The organism is Pseudoclavibacter endophyticus (assembly GCF_008831085.1).
In the GTDB taxonomy this organism is placed as follows: domain Bacteria; phylum Actinomycetota; class Actinomycetes; order Actinomycetales; family Microbacteriaceae; genus Pseudoclavibacter; species Pseudoclavibacter endophyticus.
In genome coordinates, this window is record NZ_WBJY01000002.1 from 322,230 (window position 1) to 346,405 (window position 24,176).

Consider the following 24,176-nt stretch of genomic DNA (forward strand, 5'->3'; position numbering starts at 1 on the left):
TGTCGGCCGTCGGGTTCGTCGCCGAGACCCGTCGTGTTCAGCGCGAGTAGAGCACATCTCCGCCCACCAGGGTGTGGGCGACGCGAACCTCGGCGAGCGACCCGGCGTCCGAGAGCGGGCCGGTGAGGATCGCGATATCGGCGAGGTGGCCGGGCGTGAGGCGGCCCACCGAGTCCTGAGCGCCGATGACCTCCGCCGAGCCCTGCGTGTAGGCGCGCAGGGCGGTCGCCAGGTCCAGGCGCTCGGCCACGTTCATGGTCTCCCGCGACTCGGTGTTGAGGGCGTGGACGTCGTCGGGCGGTGCAGTGCGGGTGCACGCGGTGTACAGGCCCCACAGTGGATCCGGGCTCGTCACAGGCCAGTCGCTGCCCATGGCGAGGTGCGCCCTCGCGGCGCGCAGCGAGCCGAACGGGAAGTGCCAGCGCGCGCGGTCTTCGCCGATCAAGGGCAGCTTGCGCTCGAGGATCTCTTGATCCGCGCGCGCCCAGAGCGGCTGCAGGTTCGCCGTGACTCCGAGCTCCGCGAAACGCGGGATGTCTTCGGGGGAGACGAGGTCGAGGTGAGCGATCTGGTGGCGCTGCCCCTGCCCGTTCCGTTGGCGAGCGGTCTCGACCGCGTCGAGGCACTCTCGGACGGCGCGGTCCCCGACGCCGTGGAAGTGGACGCGGAGGCCGGCGTTGTCGACGGCCGTCACGATCTCCGCGAGCTCTCCCGGCGCGATGACGGAGTCGCCGGATGTGAGCGGATGGACGTCGCGGTACGGCTCAAGGAGGGCGGCCGTGCAGTTCTCGCAGATGCCGTCCTGCATGATCTTCACGCCCGTGGCCTCGAAGCCGGCCGCACGCGCAGAGTGGACGCGCTCGAGGATCTCCGGGGCGTCAGCTGCTCCGCGGTCGGCGGGCCACCATATCGACCCCGTCACGCGTGCACGAAGCGAGCCGTCGGCGAGGGCCTCGAGGTAGGTCGGCAGCGGGTCCGCGATCGTCAGGTACTCGCCGACGATCGCGTCGTGCCACGACGTGATGCCGAACGAGAGAAGCCGTTCCTGCGCGGCGAGGAGCGCGTCACGATGCCGTTGCGCGTCCGGCCGGGGGATGAGCCGCGTCACCAGCTCCCCCGCGGCGTCGAACAGCACGCCGGTCGCCCGCCCCGAGGCGTCGCGCACGACGCGCCCCGCCGGCGGATCCGCGGTGTCGTCCGTGATTCGGGCGCGCTCGAGCGCTCGCGAGTTCACCCACACGCCATGCGCGTCGTGACTGGTGAGCACGGCGGGCCGGTCGGGGACGAGCTCGTCGAGGAGCCGGCGATGCGGCAGGCCCCCGGGAAACGCGTCGCCGAACCAGCCGGCACCGACGATCCACTCATCGTCGGTGCCGGCTGCGAACCGGCGGATGATGTGCGCGTACCCGTCCACGTCGTGCGCGTCCGACAGGTCGCATCCGAGCAGGGCGAGCCCCGCCGCGACGGCATGCACGTGCGCGTCGTGGAACCCGGGCACGATCGCGCCCCCTTCGGCGTCCAGGCGCCGGGTCGAGGGCGACGCCGCCGCCAAGATCTCTGCGTCGGGGCCGACGGCAGCGATACGGCCGTCACGGATCGCGACCGCCGTCGCATCGGTGCGTTCGGGATCCCAAACCTGCCCGCCCGTGACGACGAGATCGGGGAAGGGGGTCATGCCAGCGCCTCCTGCCCGCGTCGCGAGCGTTCCCACACGATATAGACCGCCGCGGGCACGATGAAGCCGACCATCCACGCCACGTCGACGAAGCCGAGCGGGGCGGCGAGCGGACCCGTGTAGAGCGTCGTCACCATGAACGGGATCTGGACGACCAGGCCGATCAGGTAGCAGAGCAGTCCCACCCGGTTCCACTCCCCGTACAGCCCGCCTTTTCGGACGAACATCTCGTCGACGGCGTAGTGCCCCTTGCGCAGGATGAAGTAGTCCGCGAGGTTGATCGCCGACCAGGGGATCAGCACGTACAGCAGCAGCGTCACGAAGTCCTTGAACACGAGGAGGAAGTCGTCCTTCCCGAACACCGCCGCGGCGCCGGCGAGGACCGCGTAGAACACCGTCATGCCCACGCGCAACCCGGTGTTCACCCGGATCCGCGCCCACAGCGTCTCGACGACGGTGAGCGAGCACATCACGCCCGAGTAGATGTTGGACGAGTTCATCACGGCGGACGCAACGCCGAACGCGAGGAGGACGAACGGACCGAACCCGCCCAGCAGCGTCCCCAGGGCGGCCATCGCGTTGCCGTCCTCCCCGGTGGTGAGGCCCACGACCGCGCCGAGGATCATGACGAGCACGGTGCCCAGGACGAGGCCGAGGTAGGTCGCCCAGAAGGCCTGCTTGGCGCCGCTGCCCTCGGGGAGATAACGCGAGTAGTCGGACACATACGGGGCATAGGCGAGCTGCCAGGTCACGCCGATCGCGAGCACTCCGAAGAAGCCCGCCGGGGTGAACGACAGCTCCCGGGAGATCTCGAATGTCGCCGGCGTCGCCGCGACCATGATCAGTGAGACGACCACGATGACGCCGATGACGATCGAGAAGACCGCCATTGCCTTGCGCACCAGGTCGTACCCGAAGATCGCGACCACGAGCGCAATCGCCGCGCAGACGACGATGCCCACGTCGAGCGACAGCCCTGGGATCACGGCCGCGAAGCTCTGGGAGGCCACGACCAGGTTCGAGGCGAAGAACCCGAGGAACATCAGCAGCGCGAGGAAGGCGAGCAGGCTTCCGCCGTGATAGCCGAACTGCGCCCGCGCCTGCAGCATCTGCGGCACACCCAGCTGCGGTCCCTGCGACGCGTGCAGTGCGGCGCCAAGCCCCCCGATCACGTTGCCGAGCACAATGGCGAGGATGGTCCACCCGAGCGGGAGCGCGAAGACGGTCGTGCCGAGCGCGCCGGTCACGACCGTCAGCGGCAGCATGTTGATGCCGAGCCAGATGAAGAAGAGGCCGCGTGGCGAGCCGTGGCGCTCGGTCGAGGGAATGGGACGGATGTGGCGTCGCTCGAACGTGACGATTCTGTTCGTGCTCGTCGCGAGCCGGGGAGATGCGCTCATCACTACTCCTTCGTATGACGTTGGCCATCGTGGCTGCGGACGGCCCGTTCAGGCCCTCACGCCAGGTCGGCTACCGGCGGTGGGGCATCGGATGCTCGATGGTCGCAAGGGCTGCCAGCTTGCGCGACGCCTGTTGCATATTTGTTACGCAGATATTCCATATGCGTTGCATCAACTTAAGAGATGACCCCTTGATCGTCGGCATCGCCGTTGGGGCACTCGGTCGTGAACCGCATGCTTCCTGCATGGACCTCGTCCCGACGAGCGGGACAGCACCGGTGCTGTGTGGAGTCGGGCGAGTCTCCTCCCCTCAGAGGCAAGACCGTGGCCGTGTCCTCTGCTGGCACAGAGACCGGCATGCAGCGGGCACGGGAGCGAGCGCCTCGGCCGTCTTGCTCGGCGCTTCGGCAGACATGCCCGTTGCCGCCGGTGATGCGACCCTCGTCGGCGCAAGCGTGCTCCTCGGCGCTGGGCCAGAAGGGCGAAGGATCGTGACTGCGATCCGTTTCTACGTGACGGCGAACATGACCGCAGCCTGGCCGCGCTTGCCGGGGGGCAAGCCGGTGGCGGCGGGCGCCGACGGGGAGCGACGAAGAAGCCCCGGACTTCCGTGGAAATCCGGGGCTGTTGTGGCTCCGACCGGCATCGATCCGGTGACCTTTCGATTTTCAGTCGAACGCTCTACCAACTGAGCTACAGAGCCGGGAGCGCGGAGCTCCGGTGGTACTCGCCAACCGCAGTTCCGAGGTGAAGCACGGCGACGTGAACCCGACGGCTCTCGCGAACCGCCGGATGCAGAACGCCCCTTCCGAAGAAAGGGCGTCGCATCGCGACCCTGACGGGACTTGAACCCGCGACCTCCGCCGTGACAGGGCGGCACGCTAACCAACTGCGCCACAGGGCCAAACTGTTGAATTGTGCTTGCTGCCGTTTCGGCAACCCGGCGAGTCTACACCAGGTTTGTTGCCCGGTGCACCGTCTTCGGTCGTGACCCCAACGGGATTCGAACCCGTGTTACCGCCGTGAAAGGGCGACGTCCTAGGCCACTAGACGATGGGGCCAGCCGCAAACGGCCTGACTGCCGAGAAGTAAGCATAGAGGTATGGGCGGGGTTGCGCAAAGGCGCGCGCGGTCGGGTGTGGTGGTCGCGCACCGCGTGGCCGGGCCCGGAAGCTCCGCTCCACGGTGAGTGATGTCGCGCGCCTCACGGGGTGTGCCTTGGGGTGTGGGCTCGAAGGGGTGCGGCTGTGTGTCGATGGTGGATGGTCGTGTTGAGGTGGGTGGTCGCTGCTGCGCCCCGAAGGGCAGGTCAGGGGTGGGGCAATTCGCGGCCGGCGCTAGGCAATCCGCGACCAAGTTGTTACTGTGACTTGAGTTGTTGCTGTGATCTAAGTGAACGGAAGGGTTCCGTGCGCTTCGCGGGGTGCATGTGCCCCGAAGTTGTGCATGTGGAACAGGGCCGGCACGCATAAGGAGGACGCATGAGCGCCGATTCGACGGCACGCCCCGGGGGCGCCCTCCGGCGACGTCTCGGCTCGTGGCGCCACACGCTCGGCCTCACGATCGCCGGCGCACTGGTGATCGGCGGCGTCGCGGCACCCGCGATCGCCGAGTTCGATCAATCGATCACGTGGGACGACGTCGTCGCGGCGCAGGACAGCATCGATCGACAGCAACAGCTCATCGCCGACATCCAGACCGAGATCGCGGCGCTCGACGCGGGTCTCGCCACGGCGACTTCGACCGCCAACGCCGCGGGCTCGACCTACGCCGAGGCCCAGCGCGCGTCGAACCAGAAGCAGGCCGAGGTCTCGGCGCTGCAGGAGCAGGCCACCGCGGCGCAGCAGGCCGCCGACGAGTCGCGCGAACACGCGGGCCAGCTCGCCGCCGCCATGGCCAGCCGAGGAGGCGGCGACCCGTCGCTCGCGCTCTTCACCGACCCCGAGAACGCCGACACCCTGCTCTACCAGCTCGGAACGATCTCGAAGCTCTCGGAACAGACGAACGGCATCTACAACCAGGCTGTCGCCGAGCAGAACAACGCGGCCGCCCTCGGTGAGCAGGCCGAGAAGGCACTGACGGAACTCCAGAAACTCGAAGCCGATGCCGAGGCCGAGTTCGACAGTGCGCAGATCGCCCAGATCTCCCTGCAGACGCAGAAGGTCCAGGCGGACAAGCGCCGCGCCGAGCTTCAGGCGATGCTTGCGCCCCTGATCGACCAGCGTGACGTGCTCGCCGCCGATTACGCCGCGGCCGAGCAGTACTGGGCCGATCAACTCGAGCAGGAGGCTGCCGAGCGCGCCGCCGCAGCGGCCGCCGCCCAGCAGCAGGCGCATGACGAAGCTGTCGCGGCCGCCGAGGCCGCGGGAGTCACGCCCCCTCCGGCCCCCGAAATCCCCGCTGAAGCGCCACCCGTCGTGGTGCCCCAAAACGTGCCCACGAAGCCCGATGGCACGCTCGACACCGGCGACGGCGCGGGCGGCGCGGCCGTGCCCGGTCCCACGCCGACGACGACCCCGACGGCGCCCGCCGATCCCGGCTCACCGCAGCCCGACGCGCCCGAGCCCTCGCAGGACCCGGACGCCACGCAGAACCCTGAGCCGTCGCCGGCACCGCCCGTCGATCCGGCTCCGCCCGTCGACCCGGCTCCGCCCGTCGATCCGGCTCCGCCCGTCGATCCGGCTCCGCCCGTCAACCCGGCACCGCCCGTCAACCCGACACCGCCCGTCAACCCGACACCGCCCGTCAACCCGACACCGGTCGACCCGGGCAAGCCGATCATCGACCCATACGTGCCGCCGGAGCGCCCCGACATCGAGGTCGTTCCGGAGCCCGAACCGGAGCCTGAGCCGCAGCCCGAGCCGCAACCGGAACCGGGTTCTCCCGGCATCCTTCCCGGCTACCACCCGATCGTGAGCGCCGGCGTCGTGACGAGCCCCTTCGGCATGCGCTGGCACCCAGTGATGGGCGGCTACCGCATGCACAACGGTCTCGACCTGGTCGTGCCCGGCGGTACCTGCGGCGCCCCGCTCTATGCCCTGCACGCCGGTACCGTCACCTACTCCGGCTACAACGGCGGCTTTGGCAACCACGTCGTGCTCGACATCGGCGGCGGCGTCGTCGTGAGCTACTCGCACATCATGGAGGGCGGCCTCAACGTCTACGTCGGTCAGCAGGTCAAGGCCGGCGACGTGATCGCCTTTGCGGGAACGACCGGGACCTCAACCGGCTGCCACCTGCACTTCGAGGTGAAGTACTTCGGGCAGCTGCTCGACCCGCAGCCCTGGCTCGCCAAGATCGGCACCGTCTACACCTGACGCACCGAGCATCCAGCGCACGGAAACGGGAGGGGCGCCGAGTCGATCGACTCGGCGCCCCTCCCGTCTGCGGTGCGCGGCGTCAGCCCGCGGGCGTGTAGGCCGCGAGCGAGTGCTCGATGATCTCCTCGGCCTCGGCCGCGCCGCCCCAGGCGTCGATCTTGACCCACTTGCCGGGCTCGAGGTCCTTGTAGTGCTCGAAGAAGTGCTGCAGCTGGTCCTTCGTCGACTGGTCGACGTCGCCCAGGTCTTGAATGTGCGCCCAGCGCGGGTCCTTGTGGGGCACGCACAGGATCTTGTCGTCGCCGCCGCCGTCGTCCGACATGCGCAGCACGCCGACCGGGCGGACCTTGATGCCGACCCCCGGGAACAGCGGGTACTCGAGCAGCACGAGCGCGTCGAGCGGGTCGCCGTCGTCGGCGAGCGTGTGCTCGAAGTACCCGTAGTCGACGGGGTAGACGAACGGGGTGAACAGCACACGGTCGAGGTACACCCGACCGGTCTCGTGGTCGACCTCGTACTTGTTCTTGCTGCCGCGGGGGATCTCGATGACGACGTCGTACGTGCCCATGCTGCTCCTTGCAGTGTGAAGTCGGAGAATTCCAGCCCAGAGTAGGCCACACGCGGCGGGGGGAGCCGCCGCGGCCCGGCTGGTTCCGCTGGCGCCCCGCACCTGGCACGCTGAGAGCATGAGCCTTCGCAACCGTCAGATCGATCGCCACGCGCCGTCACGGGCCAAGCGTGCCTGCCTCGTCATCCTCTCGCTCGTGCAGTTCGCTCTGCAGGCCGCGACCTGGGCGAGCCTCGTTCGTCGCCGGCCCGAACACCTCAACGGGCCGAAGTGGTTCTGGTTCCTCGCGAGCTTCGTGAACTATGTCGGCCCGGCGGCGTATCTCCTCGGCGGGCGCAAGATCACGCGGTGACCGCCGGCCGCAAACCGGCGCCCGACAGCGAGCGCCCGAGCGCCTAAAGTGGACCCGTGACCAATCGCCCGCGCCTGACCCCGCCCGTCGCCGACATCCGCCGCGCCGTTCGCGCCGCGCTGGCGAGCGTCGCGCGAAAATCGGGGGATGCCCGGGGCGGCACTGCGGTCACGTCGCGGCCCCGGGAGGGTGTGGCGGCGCACGAGGCCACGCAGGCGGACCCGCAGCGGCGACCCTTGCACGCGGCATCGGACGCGCTCCGGGTCGCGGGCGTCAGCGAGAACGCCGGCGTGGCTCCGGGGGCGGCCGAGGTCACGACCCCGGCCGATGCGACGGGCGCGGATACGGGCCCGGACACGGACGCGGGGGCGGCCGAAGCATCCGGCCCACTCGTCCTGATCGCACTCAGTGGCGGGCCTGACTCGCTGGCCCTCGCGGCGGGCACCGCCTTCGAGGCGCCGCGCGCGGGCATGCGCGCGGGCGCCGTCATCATCGACCACGGCTTGCAGGACGGCTCGGACGAGATCGCGGCCCGCGCGGCCGGGCAGGCGCGCGAGCTGGGGCTCGAGCCGGTCATGGTCGTGCGCGTGTCGGTCGACGAGACGGGCGACGGCCCCGAGGCCGCGGCGCGCGTCACCCGCTACGAAGCGATCGAGGCCACGCGGCAGCAGCTCGGCGCCGATGCGGTGCTGCTCGGTCACACGCTCGACGACCAGGCCGAGACCGTGCTGCTCGGGCTCGCCCGGGGCTCGGGCGGCAAGAGCCTGCATGGCATGGCCGCCGAGACGGGGTCGCTGCTTCGTCCGCTGCTCGGCATCCGTCGCGCCGACACCTTGCAGGCGTGCCTCGACCAGGGACTCGAGCCGTGGAACGACCCGCACAACGACGACCCCAAGTACACCCGCTCGCGGGTGCGCCACGCGGTGCTCCCCATGCTCGAGCGCGAGCTCGGTCCCGGTATCTCCGAGGCGCTCGCTCGCACCGCGACGACGCTGCGCGAAGACTCTGAGACCCTCGACGACCTCGCCCACGAGTGGGCGCGCGAGGTCGTGTCGACCGACGCCGACGGGCGCATCGCGCTCGACGTGGGCGGCATCGTGACGCAGCCGCCAGCGCTGCGCCAGCGCATCTGCCGCATCGTCGCCGAGCAGGGCTTCGGCGTGTCGCTCTCCCGGCGCCACACGATGGCCGTCACGGCACTCGCCACCGAGTACCGCGGGCAGGGCGCGATCGATCTGCCCGGCATCCGCGTCGAGCGCGAGCGCGACCAGATCTTCTTCGGCGCGACCGAGGCGGCCGCGGGCGACGGCGGCGACGACGTCGTGGATGCCGGCGCGACCGGCTAGCGAGCAACACCGCGAGCCGCGAGTCCGCGCGGGCCCGCAGCGCCGCGGCCGAGACGGGCGACAGGACGAACGCAAGCCGACGACGCACGACGAAGAGGGAGTTCCTGTGCAGACCGATGACATCCGCGACGACGTGCGCGAGGTGCTCTTCACCGAGCAGCAGCTGCGCGAACGCCTCGCCGAGATCGCGCGTGAGATCGAAGCGGAGTACGCCGACGAGCCGCCCCTGCTCGTCGGAGTGCTCAAGGGTGCCGTCGTGGTCGTGAGCGACCTCGCTCGCGAGCTGCGCCTCCCCGTGCACATGGACTGGATGGCGGTGTCGTCGTACGGGTCGGGGACGACCTCGTCGGGCGTCGTGCGCATCCTGAAGGACCTCGATGCCGACATCACCGGTCGGCGCGTGCTCATCGTCGAGGACATCATCGACTCCGGCCTGACGCTGTCGTGGCTGAAGGCGAACCTCGAGTCGCGCGGCCCGGCGTCTGTCGACATCTGCACGCTGTTCAGGAAGCCGGCTCGGCTGAAGTCGGACATCGAGTTGAAGTTCGTCGGTTTCGACGTTCCCGACGAGTTCGTGGTGGGGTACGGGCTCGACTACGACGAGCGGTATCGCAACCTCCGCGACCTCGTGGTGCTGCAGCCCCACGTGTACGCCCCGGCCGAAGCTTAGGCAGCAGCGTCTCCCTGCGCTCCGCCGCCGTGTTGCACCGCTCTACGGTTCACGGCCGTCGTCCGGCGGCCAGACCGTCGACGACGAGCGTCACCATCTCCTCCGCCATTTCCCTCGCCCGCGCGCGCCGCACCTCACGCAGCGGCCCCTGCGTCGCGAGCGTCGCGAAGCCGTGCACCGACGACCAGCACATCGTGACGGCGGCGGGCATGCGTTCGGCCGCCAGCACGCCCTCGGCGACGAATGCGCTTACGATCTGCTCGAGGACCGCGTACGGCGACGTGGCCGCGTGCCCCTCCTCCGAGGGCTTGGCGAGGACCATGCGATCGAGGCCGTACATCGCGACGGCGAACAGGCCGGGCTCGTCCAGGGCATAGTCGATGTAGCCGATCCCGAGCGTTCGCAGCGAGGCGCACGCGTGCTCGAGCGCGTCATCGGCGCGGATGCTCGTCATTCGTTCGCCGACGAGTGTCGCCATCTCGGAGAGGGCGACCCGGGCGATCTCGGTGACCAGGGCATCGCGGTCGGCGAAATGACGGTAGGCGGCGCGGGGGGTCACGCCGATGCGCCGCGTGACCTCGCGCAGGACCAGTGCGTCGGGACCGCCTGCGCGAGCGAGGTCGATGCCGCAGGCGACGAGGGCCTCGCGGAGGTTGCCGTGGTGGTAGGCCCGCGCTGGGCGCGAGGACTCGCCGTGATCTCTTGCCTCGCTCATGCGACGAGCCTACGCTGGACGTCGCCGAGAAGTCCACGCCGTGGACATCGCGGCGATCGAAGGGGATCGCACTCGCCGTGCGGTGCTCGTGCGCGCAGACGAAAGGACCGACCATGACCAACCTCATGCCCTACCTGAACTTTCCCGGCACCACCCGCGAGGCCATGACCTTCTATCACGAGGCGCTTGGCGGCGAGGTCGGGTTCTCGACCTACGGCGAGTTCGGCGCTGCTCCCGAGGGCAGCCCCGCGTTCGACAAGATCATGCACGCGCAGCTCGTCAACGACACGCTTCGCCTCATGGCGTCCGACGTCGTGGAGGGCTTCGGTCCTCCCGTCACCTACGGCAACAACTACGCCGTCTCGCTCGTCGGCCCTGAGGAGGAGCAGCTCACCGAGATCTTCAACAGGCTGTCGGAGGGCGGCACGGTCGAGATGCCGCTCGAGCAGCAGGTGTGGGGCGACAGGTACGGCTCGTTCACCGACAAGTTCGGGGTGCCGTGGATGGTCAACATCGAGGTGCAGAGCGCCGAGGGCGCTGGCGCTGGCGACTAGCCACGAGCATCCACGCCGCGGTGCGGCCCGCGGATGCCCCGCGGTGCCGCACCGCGCCGTGAGCGAACAGCCAGCTCACCCCCGCCCACCCTCCGGTACGCTCGGTCGCAGTCCACGCGGGCCGGGAGCGCCGCGCGGTCGCTGTCCGCGCATCCGGCGCGCGGCCGTATTTGGAAGGCTCGAGCCCGCCCGTTCATGAAGACCATCGTCAAGCTGCTTAAGAATCCCCTCGTCATCGTCGCGCTCGCGGTGATCCTCATCGGCATCGGCTTCGCCCTCTTCAATGGGCAGGGCGCCTCGCGCATCACGACGCAGCAGGGCCTCGAGCTGATCGAGGACGGCAAGGCCGAGACGATCAAGATCACCGACGGCGAGAACCGCGTCGACGTCGAGCTCACTGAACCCGACCCGGAGTACGGCGAGCGGGTGCAGTTCTATTTCGTGGAGGCGCGTGCCGACGCCGTCGTCGACGCCGTCAACACGGCGGCGCCCGGTGGTGGCTTCGATGACGAGGTGCCGCAGCCGAGCTGGTTCTCGAGCGCGCTGTCGATCCTGCTGCCGCTCATGCTGATCGGCTTCTTCATCTGGATCATGTTCTCGGGCATGCTCGGCGGTGGCGGTGGGCGCGTCATGCAGTTCGGCAAGTCGAAGGCCAAGATGGTCTCGAAGGAAGACTCCAAGGTCACCTTCGCCGACGTCGCCGGCTCCGACGAGGCCCTCGAGGAGCTTGAGGAGATCAAGGAGTTCCTCAAGGAGCCGCAGAAGTTCCTCGCGGTCGGCGCCAAGATCCCGAAGGGCGTGCTCCTCTACGGCCCTCCCGGCACCGGGAAGACGCTGCTCGCGAAGGCCGTTGCGGGCGAGGCGGGTGCCCCGTTCTACTCGATCTCGGGCTCCGACTTCGTCGAGATGTTCGTCGGCGTGGGCGCGAGCCGCGTGCGCGATCTCTTCGAGCAGGCGAAGACGAATGCTCCCGCCATCATCTTCATCGACGAGATCGACGCTGTCGGCCGCCATCGCGGCGTCGGCGTCGGCGGCGGCAATGACGAGCGCGAGCAGACGCTCAACCAGCTGCTCGTCGAGATGGACGGGTTCGACTCGACCACCAACGTCATCCTGATCGCCGCAACGAACCGCCCTGATGTGCTCGACCCCGCGCTCCTTCGCCCTGGCCGCTTCGACCGGCAGATCGGCGTCGACGCGCCCGACCTCGTGGGCCGCAAGCAGATCCTCCAGGTGCACGCGAAGGGCAAGCCCCTCGCCGATGAGGTCGACCTCGCCGTCATCGCGCGCAAGACGCCCGGCTTCACGGGTGCCGACCTCGCGAACGTGCTCAATGAGGCTGCGCTCCTCACGGCCCGTTCCGACGCGCAGATCATCGACAACCGCGCCCTCGACGAGGCCGTCGACCGCGTCATCGCCGGGCCCCAGCGCCGAAGCCGCGTCATGAACGACCAGGAGAAGCTCATCACGGCGTACCACGAGGGCGGGCACGCGCTCGCCGCCGCCGCGATGCGCAACACCGACCCGGTCACCAAGATCACGATCCTTCCCCGCGGCAAGGCGCTCGGGTACACGATGGTGCTGCCGCTCGAAGACAAGTACTCGGTCACGCGCAACGAGCTGCTCGACCAGCTCGCGTACGCAATGGGCGGGCGAGTGGCCGAGGAAATCGTGTTCCACGACCCGACCACCGGAGCATCCAACGACATCGAGAAGGCCACCAAGACGGCCAGGAAGATGGTGACCGAGTACGGCATGTCGACGAAGGTCGGCTCGGTCAAGCTCGGTGACTCGTCGAGCGAGCAGGTCTACGGCCGCGACACCGGGTCGGCGCGCAACTACTCCGAGACCGTCGCCGAGTCGATCGACCGCGAGGTGCGACAGCTGATCGACAACGCGCACACCGAGGCGTGGCAGGTGCTCAACGACAACCGCGACATTCTCGACAACCTCGCCGCCGAACTGCTCGAGAAAGAGACGATCGACCACGTGCGGCTCGAGCAGATCTTCGCCCCGGTACGCAAGCTGCCCGAGCGGCCGCAGTGGCTCTCGAGCCCGGACCGCCCCGTGAGCTCCCGCCCGCCGGTGTCGCTGCAGCCCAGCCACGCGGTCGACGAGATCGGTGCCGGCGGCGGCACGTCGAGTGGCGAGGGCTCCGGCTACTCGAGCTACCGGGGTTCGCCGGGCTCGTCCGACGGCTACGGCCGCGAGGGGCGGTAGGCTCGCGGCCATGACTGCCAGGGCCCCGCGTCTCGATCGCGAGCGTATGGCGAACGCCATCGCCGAGTTTCTCGCGGCGACCGGTGACGATCCGAGGCGGGGGCCATTGCGCCGCACGCCCGAGCGCGTGACCGAAGCGGCGCTCGAACTGCTCGGCGGCATCGGCGTCGACCCCGTGCCCATGCTGACGGCCGGGCGCATCCCGCTCGACGATCCGGCGAGCGAGGCCGCCGGTGCGAGCGACCAGCCTGTCCTCGTGCGCGGCGCAGCATTCCGGTCGACCTGCGAGCACCATCTGCTGCCGTTCACGGGAACCGTGCACGTCGCCTACGTGCCCTCCGAATCGATCATCGGGCTGAGCCGCATCTACGACCTCGTCGACATCGTGTCGACTCGCCTCACGCTGCAGGAGCGGATCGGCGACGACCTCGTCGACGCGCTCATGGAGGGGTTGGATGCTCGCGGCGCGCTCGCCGTCATCGTCGCAACCCACGGGTGCGTCGGCCTGCGGGGTTCCCGGCAGGAACGCGGTGAGACCATCACGGTGTCGGGCCGCGGCACGCTCGCCGACCCCGCGGGCCGGGCCGAGGTCATGGCGCTGCTCGGCAAGGGGATCACGACGGGCGGGTCAAGCGCGACCCCCGTCGGAATATAGAGGGCGCGCCACCGATGGCTCCGATGCAGGGCTCGCCGGCATTCCCGCCGCCGCGGCTGCTCGCCGAGCTCTCGAGCCCCGCCGAGGTCGTCGCGGTCGTGGGCCCCCGCGGCTCCGGAGTGACGCCGCTGCTGCGGGAGTGGCTCACGGCGCACGACGATGCGGTCGGGATTCCGTCCTGGAAGGTGGCGACGCTCCCCGATGAAGCGCTGCGCGGAACGCTCGTCATCGACGACGCCGAGCGCCTTGAGCCGCAGGACTGGGATCGGCTCGGTGCGCACCTCGGAGTGGGGTCGGAGCTGCGGTTGCGGCTCGGTCTCGTGAGCGAGGCGTCGCTGCCCTCGAGCTGGCACGTGGAGGTGGTGCGCGAGCTCTCGTTCACGGCGAGCGAGCTGCGACAGCACGTTGCGACCTCCGGTTCCCGCACCGACGTGGCCGCGCTGTTCATCGCGACGCGCGGCCATGCGCGCTCGGTGCGCGCGATCCTCGAGAGCGGCGTGACGAGGATCGAGCGCTTCGACGGGGTGCTGGCGGAGCTCGATCGTGACGTGCTCGATGCCTCGTGGGCCGACGCGGCGGTTCCAGAGGTGATCACTCGCGAGCTCCTCGTCGAGCTCGGGGGCGACGGCGAGGCCTTCGATCGCGCCGTCCGCGACGGTGCGCTCGCGCGCGTGGCCGGGGCGCCGCAGTCGGTGCTGATGATCCCGCCCCCGCTCCGCGCCGCGACGCGGGCCGCGTTTCCCCGCACCGCGGACGAGCGGCGGGCAATTCGCGAGCGCGTCGCACTGTCGCTGCTCGACGAGGGGGCCTGGCTCGAAGCGGTCATCGAGGCGGTCGCAGCGGGGCGGCTCGACCTCGTTGATCGCGCGCTGAAGAACGGAGGCATGCCGTTCCTTCGCGCCCACGGGACCGCGATCGTGTGGGCGCTGCACGGTACCTCGGCGCCCTCGCTGGCGCGCTGGCCAGTGATCGCGATGGCGAAGGCGCTCGTGCTCAACGCCCATCGCGGGCACTCGCTGCGAGCGGCGGAGCTCATGGGCGTCGCGCTGGTGGGCATCGGCACGGCGCGAAAGGCATCCCCGGACCGGCCCATCCTGCGCACGATCGAGAGTGTCGCGAGGCGTCTCATCGGCATCGGCGACGGGGGCGTCGCCGCCGCGACGGCCGCGGCCCGGATGCTCGACGAGCTGCCGCCGGCCGAGCTCGAGAGCATCGGCGGGCTGATCGGCGACCTGCACGTGCACGCGGGCATCAGCCTCTTCTACGGCGGTCATTTCGCCGACGCGCGGGCGCAGTTCGAATGGGCGCGCTCCCGTGCATCCCGAGGTGGGGTCGAGCTCATGGCGGCGGGCTGCGAGGCGCTGTTGCTCGCCGTCGAGGGAGACATGCACGAGGCGGGGCGCCTCGTCGATGCGACGTGGGAGCGCAACTGGCCGAGCGAGCTGGCCGATGACTACGCCGGCAGCATGCTCCGAATCGCCGATGCGCTCGTCGCCATCGAGGGGGGCGACATCGCGAGGGCCGAAGAAGCGATCGAACCGGTTCGAGCGCACATCGACACGATCGAGCATTGGCCGCTGCTGGCGTGGGTGGACGCGCTCATCGACCTGCGCCGCGGCGAGGCAGCCGAGGGGCTCGAGCGTCTGCGGCTGCTGAGGCGGCGGCGCGGGACGGGCCCGCGTCAGACCACGCTCGCGGCGCGCGCGCTCGACCTGTCGGCGATCACGCTCGAGCTCGCCTCCGGCGACGTCGTGGCCGCGCGCTCGCTGCGCGCCCGGCCGACGGACGGCTCGTGGACGCGCTTGCTCGCCGCGCGAGTCGCGCTCGCGGGCGGCGAGAACGAGCGCGCGCTGCAGCTGGTCGGCGGTGTCGAGACCTGCACCCCGCGCGACCGGCTCGAGCGTTGCGTGATCGAGAGTGTGCTGCTCGCCCGCATGGGATCGCCGCGCGAAGCGGAGATCGTCGCGGCCCGTGCGCGGGCGCTCGCCAACAGCGCGGGCTTGAGCACCTCGTTCGACCTGCTGCGCGGCGCCGATGCGACGCTCTTCGGCATCGAGGCCGCGCCGCTGCCGTCGGTGGCCGAGACGCCCGTGGTTCCCAGGCTGACGGAGCGGGAGCGAGTGGTGTTGCGCGAGCTCGTCACGGGCTCGCGGATCGACGACATCGCGGCTCGCCTGCATGTCTCGGTGAACACGGTCAAGAGCCAGTGCCGGGCCCTCTACCGCAAGCTCGAAGCACGCTCGCGAGAGGAGGCGATCGCCCGCGCGATCGCCTACGGACTGCTCGACGCGCCGGAGCGGCCGATGCGCGCGATCACCGGCACCGATGCGAGCACGCACAGCGACGCGAGGCCGAACAGGACCGCGTAGGCCCCGCCCGAGACGGTGAGCACGACCCCCGCCAGCGCGGGCGCCAGCACCTGGGGCACGATCGTGGCGAGGCCGAACACGCCGAGATCGCGCCCGTGGTCACCCGGCGACGGCAGCACATCGATCATGAGCGCGAGGTCGGCGCTGAGGTAGACGCCGCGGCCGATGCCCCCGACGACGGCGAAGACCGCGAGCCCCCAGAGGTTGGGCAGCGCGATCGGCACGAGGAGGGCGGCGGCGATGGTCACCGAGCCGCCGATCACCCACGGCACGCGGCGGGAGCCGATGAAGCGGGAGCCCACGAGGGCACCGAGCACGACAGCGGCGATGTGGCTGCCGATGAGCAGGCTGACCGCGCCTCCGGCTTCGCCCACCGAGGCGCCGGTCATCGCGATGACGGCGTAGAGCAGGTAGCCCATGACGAGGTGCTGGCCGAGGACGAGGAGGAACCGAGCGATGAAGACGAGCCGGAACCGGGGGATGCGCAGCGTTGCGAGCAGGGGCTGCGTGGCCCTGCGCGCGGGGATCGGCGCGGTCGGCCGTGGGAGTGGATGCGGATGTGCGCTACGGCCGGCCGGGTGGGGCGCCCGCTGCGGCATGGCCACGGCGAACACGATGGCGGCCGCGAGCAGCGCCGCAGCGAGCCAGGGGGAGAGCCCCGCCGGTGTCGCGGCCCAGACGCCGGCGACCGCTGCACCGAGCGCGAGACCGACGGCGGCCGAGGCGCCGTAGGAGGCGGCGGCGCGAGGGCGATCGCGCCGCTCGACGCGATCGGCGACGACCGCGTCGAGCGGCGCCTCGACGGCGTTGAGCAGTGGCTGCAGCACGAGCCATCCGAGTGCGATCGCCCAGACGGCATCGGCCTCGCCGAGCCAGACCATCACGAGAGCGCTCGCGAGCGAGGCTCCCACGACCCAGGGCTTGCGGCGTCCCCACCTGCTGCGGGTGCGGTCGGAGAGCGCACCGGCAATGGGATGCGCGGCGATCGTCAGCAACGACGACGCGGTCATGATCGCGGCGAGCACGAGCTCCTTGTTCGCGGGTTCGGCGATGGCGACCTGAGCGGGGACGAGCACTCCCGCGAACGCTCCGTACATGGCGTTGAGGACGAGACTGGCGATGAGCAGAGGCCACAGCGACCGGATCCGAGACACCCCGGCATTCTCCCAGCAGGCTTTGGGATGAAACTCAGGGTGAACGTCGGGCGAAGCCCGACGGGGCGCAGTGACGCATGGGTACCGTCGCGAAGTCTGGTCCATAGCTGTGTGCATCCACTCGCACGCGCCGCTACCCGAGGAGTTTCCCCCCGTGAGTTCTTTCCCGCAACGTTCCTTGCGCCGAGGGCGGGTGAGGACTCTCGTCGCCGGCGTGCTCGCGGCGGCGGTCGGTACCGTATTCGCCCTCTCGGGCGCGAGCGCGGCGCAGGCTGTCCAATCCGACATCCCTGCTGCGCCGAACCCGACCATGCCCGACCGTTGCGAGGTCGACCTCGCGATCAGCGTCGACCTGTCGAACTCGGTGACCGATCCGCAGCTCGCGCAGACCCGCGCCCAGCTGACGGCGCTCGCCGGGTCGCTCGAGGGGTACCCGGTGAGGATCGCCGTGCACACCTTCGCGTCGAACGCGCCCGCGACCTCGTCGGCCGCCAACGCGCCGCTGCCGCTCACCTCGCTGTCCGACGCCAGCGGCGTCGCCACCATCGAGTCGTACTTGAACGGCATCCAGCGCCCGGCGAGCCAGCAGGGCGGCACGAACTGGGATCGCGCCTTCGCGGCGGTCACGGCCTCGGCCGAGTCGTACGACGCCCTCGTCTTCCTGACGGACGGCAACCCGACCCAGTACGGCAGCCCGGCACAAGGCCCAGGCAACTCGACCGACCGCGCGACGATCGATGCGTCCGTGACAAGCGCCAACGCGCTGAAGGCCAAGGGCACCCGCGTGATGCCCATCGGTGTGAGCGACAACCTGCAGGGCGACATGCTGCAGCAGTTCCGCGAGCACATCGAGCAGGTCTCGGGCACCGAGGAGGGCAGCGATTACTTCCTCGCCGGCTTCGCCGGGCTGCAGGCCGCGATGCAGAACATCGTCAACGTGAATTGCGCCACGATCGATCTCGAGAAGACGGGGCAGCTCGCTCCGGGGGCCACGGGCGTCGCCGGCGATCTCGTCGACTACGGCTTCACGGTCACCAACACGGGCAGCGTCACGCTCACTGACGTGACCCTCAGCGACTCGAAGGCCGGGCTCTCCGATATCGTGTTCGGCCCCTGGCCGGTGGAGGCGGGCGTGCTCGCCCCCGGCGAGTCGGTCACCGCGACGGCACAGTACGCGCTTACCGCCGACGACATCGCCGCGGGCCAGGTCGACAACCTCGCGAGTACCTCGGGCACGCCGCCCGCGGGCGAACCCGTGACCGATGAGTCGGCTGCGAACGTCGTGCTCCCCGAGCTTCTGCCCGGCATCGACCTCGTGAAGACGGGTCAGCTCGACGGCGATGCGATCGCCTACACCTTCACGGTGACGAATACGGGCGATGTGGCACTCTCTGGCGTCTCGATCACGGATGAGCTCGTGGGTCTGTCGGAGATCGTGTTCGGTGAGTGGCCTGGTGAGGCGGGTGTGCTCGCCCCCGGTCAGTCGGTGACGGCGACCGCGGACTACACGCTGACGCAGGCCGACCACGACGCGGGTTCGGTCGTGAACACGGCGACCGCGACGGGCACGCCGCCGTCGGGCCCCGACGTGTCCGATGAGGACGACTTCGAGCAGCCGCTGCTGGCCGCCCCTGGCATCGATCTCGAGAAGACCGGCGTCTTGACGGACGACACCATCGGCTACCAGTTCCTCGTGATGAACACCGGCAACGTGACGCTCAACGGCGTCTCGCTGAGCGATGAGCTCGCGGGTCTGTCGGAGATCGTTTTCGGTGAGTGGCCCGGTGAGGCGGGTGTGCTCGCCCCCGGTCAGTCGGTGACGGCGACCGCGGACTACACGCTGACGCAGGCCGACCACGACGCGGGTTCGGTCGTGAACACGGCAACGGCGACGGGCACGCCGCCGTCGGGCCCCAACGTGTCCGATGACGACGACTTCGAGCAGCCGCTCGATTCGGCCCCCGGCATCGATCTCGTCAAGATCGGTCAGCTCGACGGCGATGCGATCGCCTACACCTTCACGGTGACGAATACCGGCGAGGTGACGCTCTCGGGCGTCTCGCTGAGCGATGAGCTCGTGGGTCTGTCGGAGATCGTGTTCGGTGAGTGGCCTGGTGAGGCGGGTGTGCTCGCCCCCGGTCAGTCGGTGACGGCGACCGCGGACTACACGCTGACGCAGGCCGACCACGACGCGGGTTCGGTCGTGAACACGGCGACCGCGACGGGCACGCCGCCGTCGGGCCCCAACGTGACCGACGACGACGACTTCGAGCAGCCGGTGCCGCAGGCGCCTGGCATCGAGCTCGCGAAGTCGGGCCAGCTCGACGGCGACGTGATCGGTTACGAGTTCACCGTCACCAACACGGGCGACGTGACGCTCAACGGCGTCTCGCTGAGCGATGAGCTCGCGGGGCTGTCGGAGATCGTTTTCGGTGAGTGGCCCGGTGAGGCGGGTGTGCTCGCCCCCGGTCAGTCGGTGACGGCGACCGCGGACTACACGCTGACGCAGGCTGACCGTGACGCCGGCGGTGTCGTGAACACCGCCACGGCGACGGGCACGCCGCCGTCGGGGCCCAACGTGACCGATGAGGATGACTTCGAGCAGCCGCTGCTGGCCGCCCCTGGCATCGATCTGGCAAAGTCCGGCACGTTCGACGGCTCGAGCATCGCCTACGAGTTCCTCGTGACGAACACGGGCAACGTGACGCTCTCGAACGTGTCGGTGAGCGATGAGCTCGCAGGTCTCTCGGAAATCGCGTTCGGCTCGTGGCCGGCCGCCGAGGGCGTGCTCGCGCCTGGCCAGTCGGTGATGGCAACCGCGTCGTACGCGGTCCCACAGGCCGACCGCGACGCGGGTTCGGTCGTCAACACCGCCACCGCGACGGGCACCCCGCCGTCGGGGCCGGAGGTGAGCGACGAGGACAGCTTCGAGCAGCCGCTCGTGCCGTCGCCCGCCATCCACCTCGTCAAGAGCGGCGTGCTGAACGTCGACACCGTCGAGTACACCTTCGCCGTGACGAACACGGGCGACGTGACGCTCTCCGACGTGTTGGTGAGCGACGAGCTCGATGGACTCTCCGACATCGTCTTCGGCCAGTGGCCGGGCGAGGCCGGCGTGCTCGCGCCGGGTGAGTCGGTGACGGCGACGGCCTCGTACGCGCTGACGCAGGCTGATCGCGACGCGGGCTCGGTCGTCAACACCGCCACCGCAACGGGCACGCCTCCGTCGGGCCCCGAGGTGAGCGACGACGACGACTTCCAGCAGCCGGTGCCGCAGGCCCCGGGCATCCAGCTCGACAAGACGGGTCAGCTCGACGGCGACGTCATTGCGTACCAGTTCGTCGTGACGAACACGGGCGACGTCACCCTCACCGGCGTCTCGATCACGGATGAGCTCGCTGGCCTCTCGGCCCTTGAGTTCGGCCAGTGGCCGGGCGAGGCGGGCGTGCTCGCTCCGGGCGAGTCGGTGACGGCGACGGCCAGCTACACGCTGACCGCGGCCGACCTCACCGCGGGCGCCGTGACCAACACGGCCACGGCCACGGGTGTTCCGCCCATCGGCCCGGGCGTGGAGGACGTCGACACCGTGCGCATCGACACGCCCCCGGTACCCGTGACGCCGGCACCCACGGTGGCGCCCCCGGCGGCCGATGACGATCTCGCCCAGACGGGCGACGATGCTCAGCTCACGCTGATGGCGCTCGTCATCACGCTGGTCCTGGCGACGATCGGCGGAGGGGCACTCCTCCTGCATCGTCGACGCGCGTAGCGCACACGACACGATGGCCCTCGCAGGATGCTTCCCGCGGGGGCCATCGCCCGTCGCGACCGGTACGGTTGACGGCACGATGACGTACAAGTCCCCGAGCAAACCCCCGTCCCCGAGCGCGGGCCGCGGCGTCGAGGCATCGCCTCGTGCCGGGCGCCGGCCCGTCCTCGTCGGCATCCTCAACATCACGCCCGACTCGTTCAGCGACGGCGGCGACGTCGAGCGCGCGACCGCGGAGGCGCGCACCGACGCGGCCGTCTCCAAGGCGCAGCGGCTCGTCGCCGAGGGCGCCGCCATGGTCGACGTCGGCGGCGAGTCGACCCGTCCCGGGGCGGAACGCGTTCGGCAGCCCGAGGAGGCCGGTCGCGTACTCCCCGCGATCGAACGTCTCGCCGACGCGGGTATCCCCGTCAGCATCGACACCATGTACGCGCAGACGGCACGCGACGCCCTGCGCATTACGGACGGCGCCGCGATCGTTAACGACGTCTCGGGTGGCCAGGCGGACGACGGCATGCTCCCGCTGCTCGCGGAGACGGGCGCGACCTTCGTGCTCAGCCACTGGCGTGGCCACTCGATCACGATGAACAGCCGCGCCGACTACGCCGACCCGGCGACCGAGATCCTCGACGAGCTCGCCGGGGCGCGCGACCGCGCCGTGGAGGCCGGGCTCGCCCCCGAGCAGATCATTCTCGACCCCGGCCTCGGCTTCGCCAAGGGCGCCGGCGACAACTGGGCGGTGCTCCGCAACCTCGACCGTTTCACCGGCCTCGGGCATCCGCTGCTGATCGGCGCCTCGCGCAAGCGCTTCACCGGCTCGCTGCTCGCCGACGACGCGCCGGTCGCCGACCGGGATCTGCCGACCGCGATCATCTCGGCCCTCTGCGCACGAGCCGGGGTGTGGGGCCTGCGCGTGCACAACGTCGCGGCGAACGACATCGCCCTCGGCGTGGTCGACGCCTGGACGAACGGAGTCGACGAGTGAGCAACGCAGCCCCCGGCACGGGCCTGCCGCTGCCCGAGCTCGATGTGATCCGCATCGAACGCATGCACGCGCGCGGCCACCACGGCGTGCTCGACCACGAGCGGCGCGACGGGCAGGACTTCTTCGTGGATGCCGAGGTCTGGGTCGATACGCGCACGGCGGCCTCGAGTGACGCTATCGGCGACACGGTGCACTACGGGGAGCTGATGCATGCCCTGTACGACGTGGTCGCGGGCGAGCCGGTCGACCTGCTCGAGACGCTCGCTGAACGGCTGGCAGCCGTTGTCCTCGGGTTCCCCGGGCCGCAGGCGGCGCGCATCACGGTGCACAAGCCGCAGGCGCCGGTCGACCTGCGGTTCGACGATGTGACGGTATCGGTGCTGCGGTTCCGCACCGATGATGAGGAGATGAGCGCATGAACCCCGATGCTCCGGAAACCCGCGACATCGGGTCGGAGCAGCTCCGGCGAACGGTGATCGCGCTCGGCGGCAACATGGGTGACCGGGTCGAGACGCTGCGCCGCGCGATCGGCGCGATCGACGCGCTCAAGGGCCTGCAGCTCGTCGCCGCCTCGAGCCTCTACGAGACGCCGGCGATGACGCTCGAGGGTGTCGACGAGTCGGCGCCGCGCTTTCTCAACGCGGTCGTCATCGTGGTCACCGCGATGAGCCCGGTCCGCCTCCTGGCCGAGCTGCAGGGCATCGAGGAGCGCTTCGGTCGACAGCGGAACGAGCGCTGGGGCAGTCGCACGCTCGATCTCGACATCATCGACGTCGACGGCGTGCAGATGTCGTCCGACCAGCTCGAACTGCCGCACCCGCGCGCCTGGCAGCGCGCGTTCGTGCTCGCACCCTGGTACGAAATTGACCCGGCGGCGCACCTGACGGGCCATGGCCCCATCGAGAGCCTGCTCAGCATGGCGACCGATCGGGTCGAGCTGTTCGCGGAGGCGGGGCTCGAGGGTCGATCGCCGCGAGGAGTGTCGACCGATCGACGGCTGCCGATCGTCGGCCCCTCGTCGATGGCCGAGGCGCCACGGCCGATCCGCGGCGGCGACGGTCTCGGCTTCGGCTCCGGCATCGGGTCTCGCATCACGAGCGACGAACCCGGCTCGGAGGGCTCGACCGGCTGGCGCTCGGGGAATCCCGGCGCCGCGACTTCGTTCGGTGCCGACCACGATCGCGGGCAAGTTGACACGCCGGACGAGGGAGCGTCGGCCGGCGACGCGCCGTCCGGCGGCGCATCGTGACGGGGCGGGCGCGGTGACGCAGCGTACGCGGCCGCTCACGCTCATCCTGTTAGCCATCGTCGCCGGGGTGCTCGCGTGGATCGTGGAGGTTTGGCTCGTGTCGACGGGCTTCCCCATGCTCGTGCCGCCCGTCACGCTGCCGGTCACGCTCGTGATCGTGGCACTCGCGCTGCTCGCGCTCGCATGGCCGATCCGCACGTATACGCGCGCGTTGCGGCGGCAGCGCGACGCGATTCGGGATGCTCGGAGCCGACGGCCGGACGCCGACCCGGATGCGGCGGGCGACGATTCCGAGAGCACTGCCGACCGCCGGCGCGATGCGACGCCGCCGAAGCGGGTCGACCCGGTGCTGGCAGTGCGCGTGCTCGCGTTCGCGAAGGCGTCGAGCATGGCCGCCTCCGTCATCGGCGGGGCCATGGTGGCCGCCACGGTGTACGTCGTCACGCGCCCCGTGATCGCGGAATCGCTGCTGCCCCTCGCGATCGCGGGGCTCGTCGGGGCCGCCGTGCTGCTCGTGGCGGGCCTGCTCGCCGAGTCGTGGTGCGCGCTGCCGCCGGAGGACGGCGCGAACGCGCGAGCGACCGCCCCGCCGCGACCGGCGCTCGGCGGCTAGCTGCATCCCCTCCCGTGTCGACGGCAGCGGGTACCGTAGTCGCGACGTGCACGTTAATCGAGGGGATCTCATGCCAGCGTTCGATCATCCGGGCGCCGAGTGGCGGCGCGTGTCACCGAAGTACGTGATCCTCGAGCTGTTGGGCGACCTCATCTTCACGGTCATCTTCGCGGCGGTTGCGGTGTTCCTCGCCGTGTTCATCGAAGCGCCTGTCATCGCCTGGGTCTGGCCGGCGGCCCTCTCGGTCGGGTTCGTCGTCTCGGGGATCTTCGCCGCGCGCCGAGCGAAGGCGATCGGCTATCAGCTCCGCGACGACGACCTGCTGTTCCGCAAGGGCCTGCTCTTCTCACGGCTCGTCGCCGTGCCCTACGGCCGCATGCAGCTCGTCGATGTGCAGCGCGGTCCCATCGCGCGCGCCCTCGGGCTCGCCAGCCTCAAGATGGTCACGGCCGCGGCGGTCACGGGCGTGCAGATTCCCGGCCTGCCGGCCGATGAGGCCGAGCGCCTGCGAGACCACCTCATCGCCGTCGCCGAGACGCGGCGGGCGGGTCTGTGACGGGGC

19 protein-coding genes and 3 tRNA genes are annotated in these 24,176 nt (G+C 70.4%); 14 read left to right on the forward strand and 8 right to left on the reverse strand.

All coding sequences use genetic code 11. From position 1 onward, the window contains the following. Positions 1-37 precede the first annotated feature (37 nt). The 5 genes from F8O04_RS11150 to F8O04_RS11170 all read right to left on the reverse strand — a co-directional run bounded on the left by F8O04_RS11150 (position 38) and on the right by F8O04_RS11170 (position 4,136). Positions 38-1,675, reverse strand: a complete 1,638-nt coding sequence (locus tag F8O04_RS11150; protein WP_158029453.1) for an amidohydrolase — start codon at positions 1,673-1,675, stop codon at positions 38-40. Further along, positions 1,672-3,075, reverse strand: a complete 1,404-nt coding sequence (locus tag F8O04_RS11155; protein WP_158029454.1) for a purine-cytosine permease family protein — start codon at positions 3,073-3,075, stop codon at positions 1,672-1,674. The genes F8O04_RS11150 and F8O04_RS11155 overlap by 4 nt, the downstream gene beginning before the upstream one ends. A 630-nt stretch (positions 3,076-3,705) precedes the next feature. Next, positions 3,706-3,778, reverse strand: a tRNA-Phe gene (locus F8O04_RS11160). 127 nt (positions 3,779-3,905) lie between these two features. Next, positions 3,906-3,979 (reverse strand) — tRNA-Asp (locus F8O04_RS11165). Positions 3,980-4,063: 84 nt separating this feature from the next. Then, positions 4,064-4,136, reverse strand: a tRNA-Glu gene (locus tag F8O04_RS11170). Positions 4,137-4,556: 420 nt separating this feature from the next. On the opposite strand from F8O04_RS11170, the gene F8O04_RS15165 reads away from it, so the two are divergent. Then, entirely contained in the window at positions 4,557-6,392 is a 1,836-nt protein-coding gene (locus F8O04_RS15165) for a peptidoglycan DD-metalloendopeptidase family protein (RefSeq protein ID WP_158029455.1), read from the forward strand. 82 nt (positions 6,393-6,474) lie between these two features. On the opposite strand, the gene ppa is transcribed toward F8O04_RS15165, so the two are convergent. Then, positions 6,475-6,963, reverse strand: coding sequence for an inorganic diphosphatase (gene ppa / locus F8O04_RS11180; RefSeq protein WP_158029456.1), 489 nt, complete (start codon positions 6,961-6,963; stop codon positions 6,475-6,477). Between the two features lie 118 nt (positions 6,964-7,081). Between ppa and F8O04_RS11185 the strand changes: the two genes are divergently transcribed. The 3 genes from F8O04_RS11185 (at position 7,082) to hpt (ending at position 9,331) form a co-directional block, all read left to right on the forward strand. Next, positions 7,082-7,315 (forward strand): PLDc N-terminal domain-containing protein, encoded by a 234-nt coding sequence (locus F8O04_RS11185; RefSeq protein ID WP_158029457.1) that lies wholly within the window; start codon positions 7,082-7,084, stop codon positions 7,313-7,315. 56 nt (positions 7,316-7,371) lie between these two features. Next, the gene (gene tilS / locus F8O04_RS11190) at positions 7,372-8,661 is read left to right on the forward strand and encodes a tRNA lysidine(34) synthetase TilS (RefSeq protein WP_225735020.1); all 1,290 of its coding nucleotides are present in this window, start codon (positions 7,372-7,374) and stop codon (positions 8,659-8,661) included. Between the two features lie 106 nt (positions 8,662-8,767). Continuing rightward, entirely contained in the window at positions 8,768-9,331 is a 564-nt protein-coding gene (hpt, locus tag F8O04_RS11195) for a hypoxanthine phosphoribosyltransferase (RefSeq protein WP_158029458.1), read from the forward strand. Between the two features lie 49 nt (positions 9,332-9,380). Here hpt and F8O04_RS11200 read toward each other — a convergent pair whose 3' ends face one another. Next, positions 9,381-10,046, reverse strand: a complete 666-nt coding sequence (locus F8O04_RS11200; protein WP_158029459.1) for a TetR/AcrR family transcriptional regulator — start codon at positions 10,044-10,046, stop codon at positions 9,381-9,383. Between the two features lie 113 nt (positions 10,047-10,159). Here F8O04_RS11200 and F8O04_RS11205 point away from each other — a divergent pair, with 113 nt between their 5' ends. From F8O04_RS11205 to F8O04_RS11220, 4 genes are all read left to right on the forward strand, one after another. Then, positions 10,160-10,600 (forward strand): VOC family protein, encoded by a 441-nt coding sequence (locus F8O04_RS11205; RefSeq protein ID WP_158029460.1) that lies wholly within the window; start codon positions 10,160-10,162, stop codon positions 10,598-10,600. Positions 10,601-10,795: 195 nt separating this feature from the next. Next, positions 10,796-12,820: an ATP-dependent zinc metalloprotease FtsH gene (ftsH, locus tag F8O04_RS11210; protein WP_158029461.1), complete on the forward strand. Its 2,025-nt coding sequence runs from the start codon at positions 10,796-10,798 to the stop codon at positions 12,818-12,820. 10 nt (positions 12,821-12,830) lie between these two features. Then, on the forward strand, positions 12,831-13,475 hold the full coding sequence (gene folE / locus F8O04_RS11215) for a GTP cyclohydrolase I (protein ID WP_158029462.1): 645 nt from the start codon (positions 12,831-12,833) through the stop codon (positions 13,473-13,475). Positions 13,476-13,489: 14 nt separating this feature from the next. Further along, a complete protein-coding gene (locus F8O04_RS11220) occupies positions 13,490-15,844 on the forward strand; it encodes a helix-turn-helix transcriptional regulator (protein ID WP_158029463.1) in 2,355 nt (784 codons plus the stop codon). Here the strand turns inward: F8O04_RS11220 and F8O04_RS11225 are convergent. Then, positions 15,748-16,998 (reverse strand): MFS transporter, encoded by a 1,251-nt coding sequence (locus F8O04_RS11225; protein ID WP_188726404.1) that lies wholly within the window; start codon positions 16,996-16,998, stop codon positions 15,748-15,750. The genes F8O04_RS11220 and F8O04_RS11225 overlap by 97 nt on opposite strands. Before the next feature lie 193 nt (positions 16,999-17,191). Here F8O04_RS11225 and F8O04_RS11230 point away from each other — a divergent pair, with 193 nt between their 5' ends. From F8O04_RS11230 to F8O04_RS11255, 6 genes are all read left to right on the forward strand, one after another. Beyond that, positions 17,192-20,767: a DUF7507 domain-containing protein gene (locus F8O04_RS11230; protein WP_188726405.1), complete on the forward strand. Its 3,576-nt coding sequence runs from the start codon at positions 17,192-17,194 to the stop codon at positions 20,765-20,767. Between the two features lie 79 nt (positions 20,768-20,846). Next, positions 20,847-21,752 carry a dihydropteroate synthase gene (gene folP, locus F8O04_RS11235; protein WP_158029466.1) on the forward strand — a complete coding sequence of 302 codons (906 nt, stop codon included), beginning with the start codon at positions 20,847-20,849 and terminating at the stop codon, positions 21,750-21,752. Then, positions 21,749-22,171 carry a dihydroneopterin aldolase gene (folB, locus tag F8O04_RS11240; RefSeq protein ID WP_225735021.1) on the forward strand — a complete coding sequence of 141 codons (423 nt, stop codon included), beginning with the start codon at positions 21,749-21,751 and terminating at the stop codon, positions 22,169-22,171. The genes folP and folB overlap by 4 nt, the downstream gene beginning before the upstream one ends. Then, positions 22,168-23,001, forward strand: a complete 834-nt coding sequence (folK, locus tag F8O04_RS11245) for a 2-amino-4-hydroxy-6-hydroxymethyldihydropteridine diphosphokinase (protein ID WP_158029467.1) — start codon at positions 22,168-22,170, stop codon at positions 22,999-23,001. The genes folB and folK overlap by 4 nt, the downstream gene beginning before the upstream one ends. Positions 23,002-23,014: 13 nt before the next feature. Then, complete coding sequence (locus F8O04_RS14850; protein WP_188726406.1) at positions 23,015-23,614, forward strand: DUF3180 domain-containing protein; 600 nt, start codon at positions 23,015-23,017, stop codon at positions 23,612-23,614. Between the two features lie 70 nt (positions 23,615-23,684). Next, positions 23,685-24,170 (forward strand): PH domain-containing protein, encoded by a 486-nt coding sequence (locus F8O04_RS11255; RefSeq protein WP_158029469.1) that lies wholly within the window; start codon positions 23,685-23,687, stop codon positions 24,168-24,170. Positions 24,171-24,176 lie beyond the last annotated feature (6 nt).

Bases quoted from the DNA above. Each gene is read 5' to 3' on its own strand.
- F8O04_RS15165 (WP_158029455.1), top strand. From the start codon at position 4,557: ATGAGCGCCGATTCGACGGCACGCCCCGGGGGCGCCCTCCGGCGACGT.
- F8O04_RS11255 (WP_158029469.1), top strand. From the start codon at position 23,685: ATGCCAGCGTTCGATCATCCGGGCGCCGAGTGGCGGCGCGTGTCACCG.
- ppa (WP_158029456.1), bottom strand. From the start codon at position 6,963: ATGGGCACGTACGACGTCGTCATCGAGATCCCCCGCGGCAGCAAGAAC.
- F8O04_RS11185 (WP_158029457.1), top strand. From the start codon at position 7,082: ATGAGCCTTCGCAACCGTCAGATCGATCGCCACGCGCCGTCACGGGCC.
- folP (WP_158029466.1), top strand. From the start codon at position 20,847: ATGACGTACAAGTCCCCGAGCAAACCCCCGTCCCCGAGCGCGGGCCGC.
- ftsH (WP_158029461.1), top strand. From the start codon at position 10,796: ATGAAGACCATCGTCAAGCTGCTTAAGAATCCCCTCGTCATCGTCGCG.
- F8O04_RS11220 (WP_158029463.1), top strand. From the start codon at position 13,490: ATGGCTCCGATGCAGGGCTCGCCGGCATTCCCGCCGCCGCGGCTGCTC.
- F8O04_RS11205 (WP_158029460.1), top strand. From the start codon at position 10,160: ATGACCAACCTCATGCCCTACCTGAACTTTCCCGGCACCACCCGCGAG.
- F8O04_RS11155 (WP_158029454.1), bottom strand. From the start codon at position 3,075: ATGAGCGCATCTCCCCGGCTCGCGACGAGCACGAACAGAATCGTCACG.
- folE (WP_158029462.1), top strand. From the start codon at position 12,831: ATGACTGCCAGGGCCCCGCGTCTCGATCGCGAGCGTATGGCGAACGCC.
- folK (WP_158029467.1), top strand. From the start codon at position 22,168: ATGAACCCCGATGCTCCGGAAACCCGCGACATCGGGTCGGAGCAGCTC.
- F8O04_RS11200 (WP_158029459.1), bottom strand. From the start codon at position 10,046: ATGAGCGAGGCAAGAGATCACGGCGAGTCCTCGCGCCCAGCGCGGGCC.
- F8O04_RS11150 (WP_158029453.1), bottom strand. From the start codon at position 1,675: ATGACCCCCTTCCCCGATCTCGTCGTCACGGGCGGGCAGGTTTGGGAT.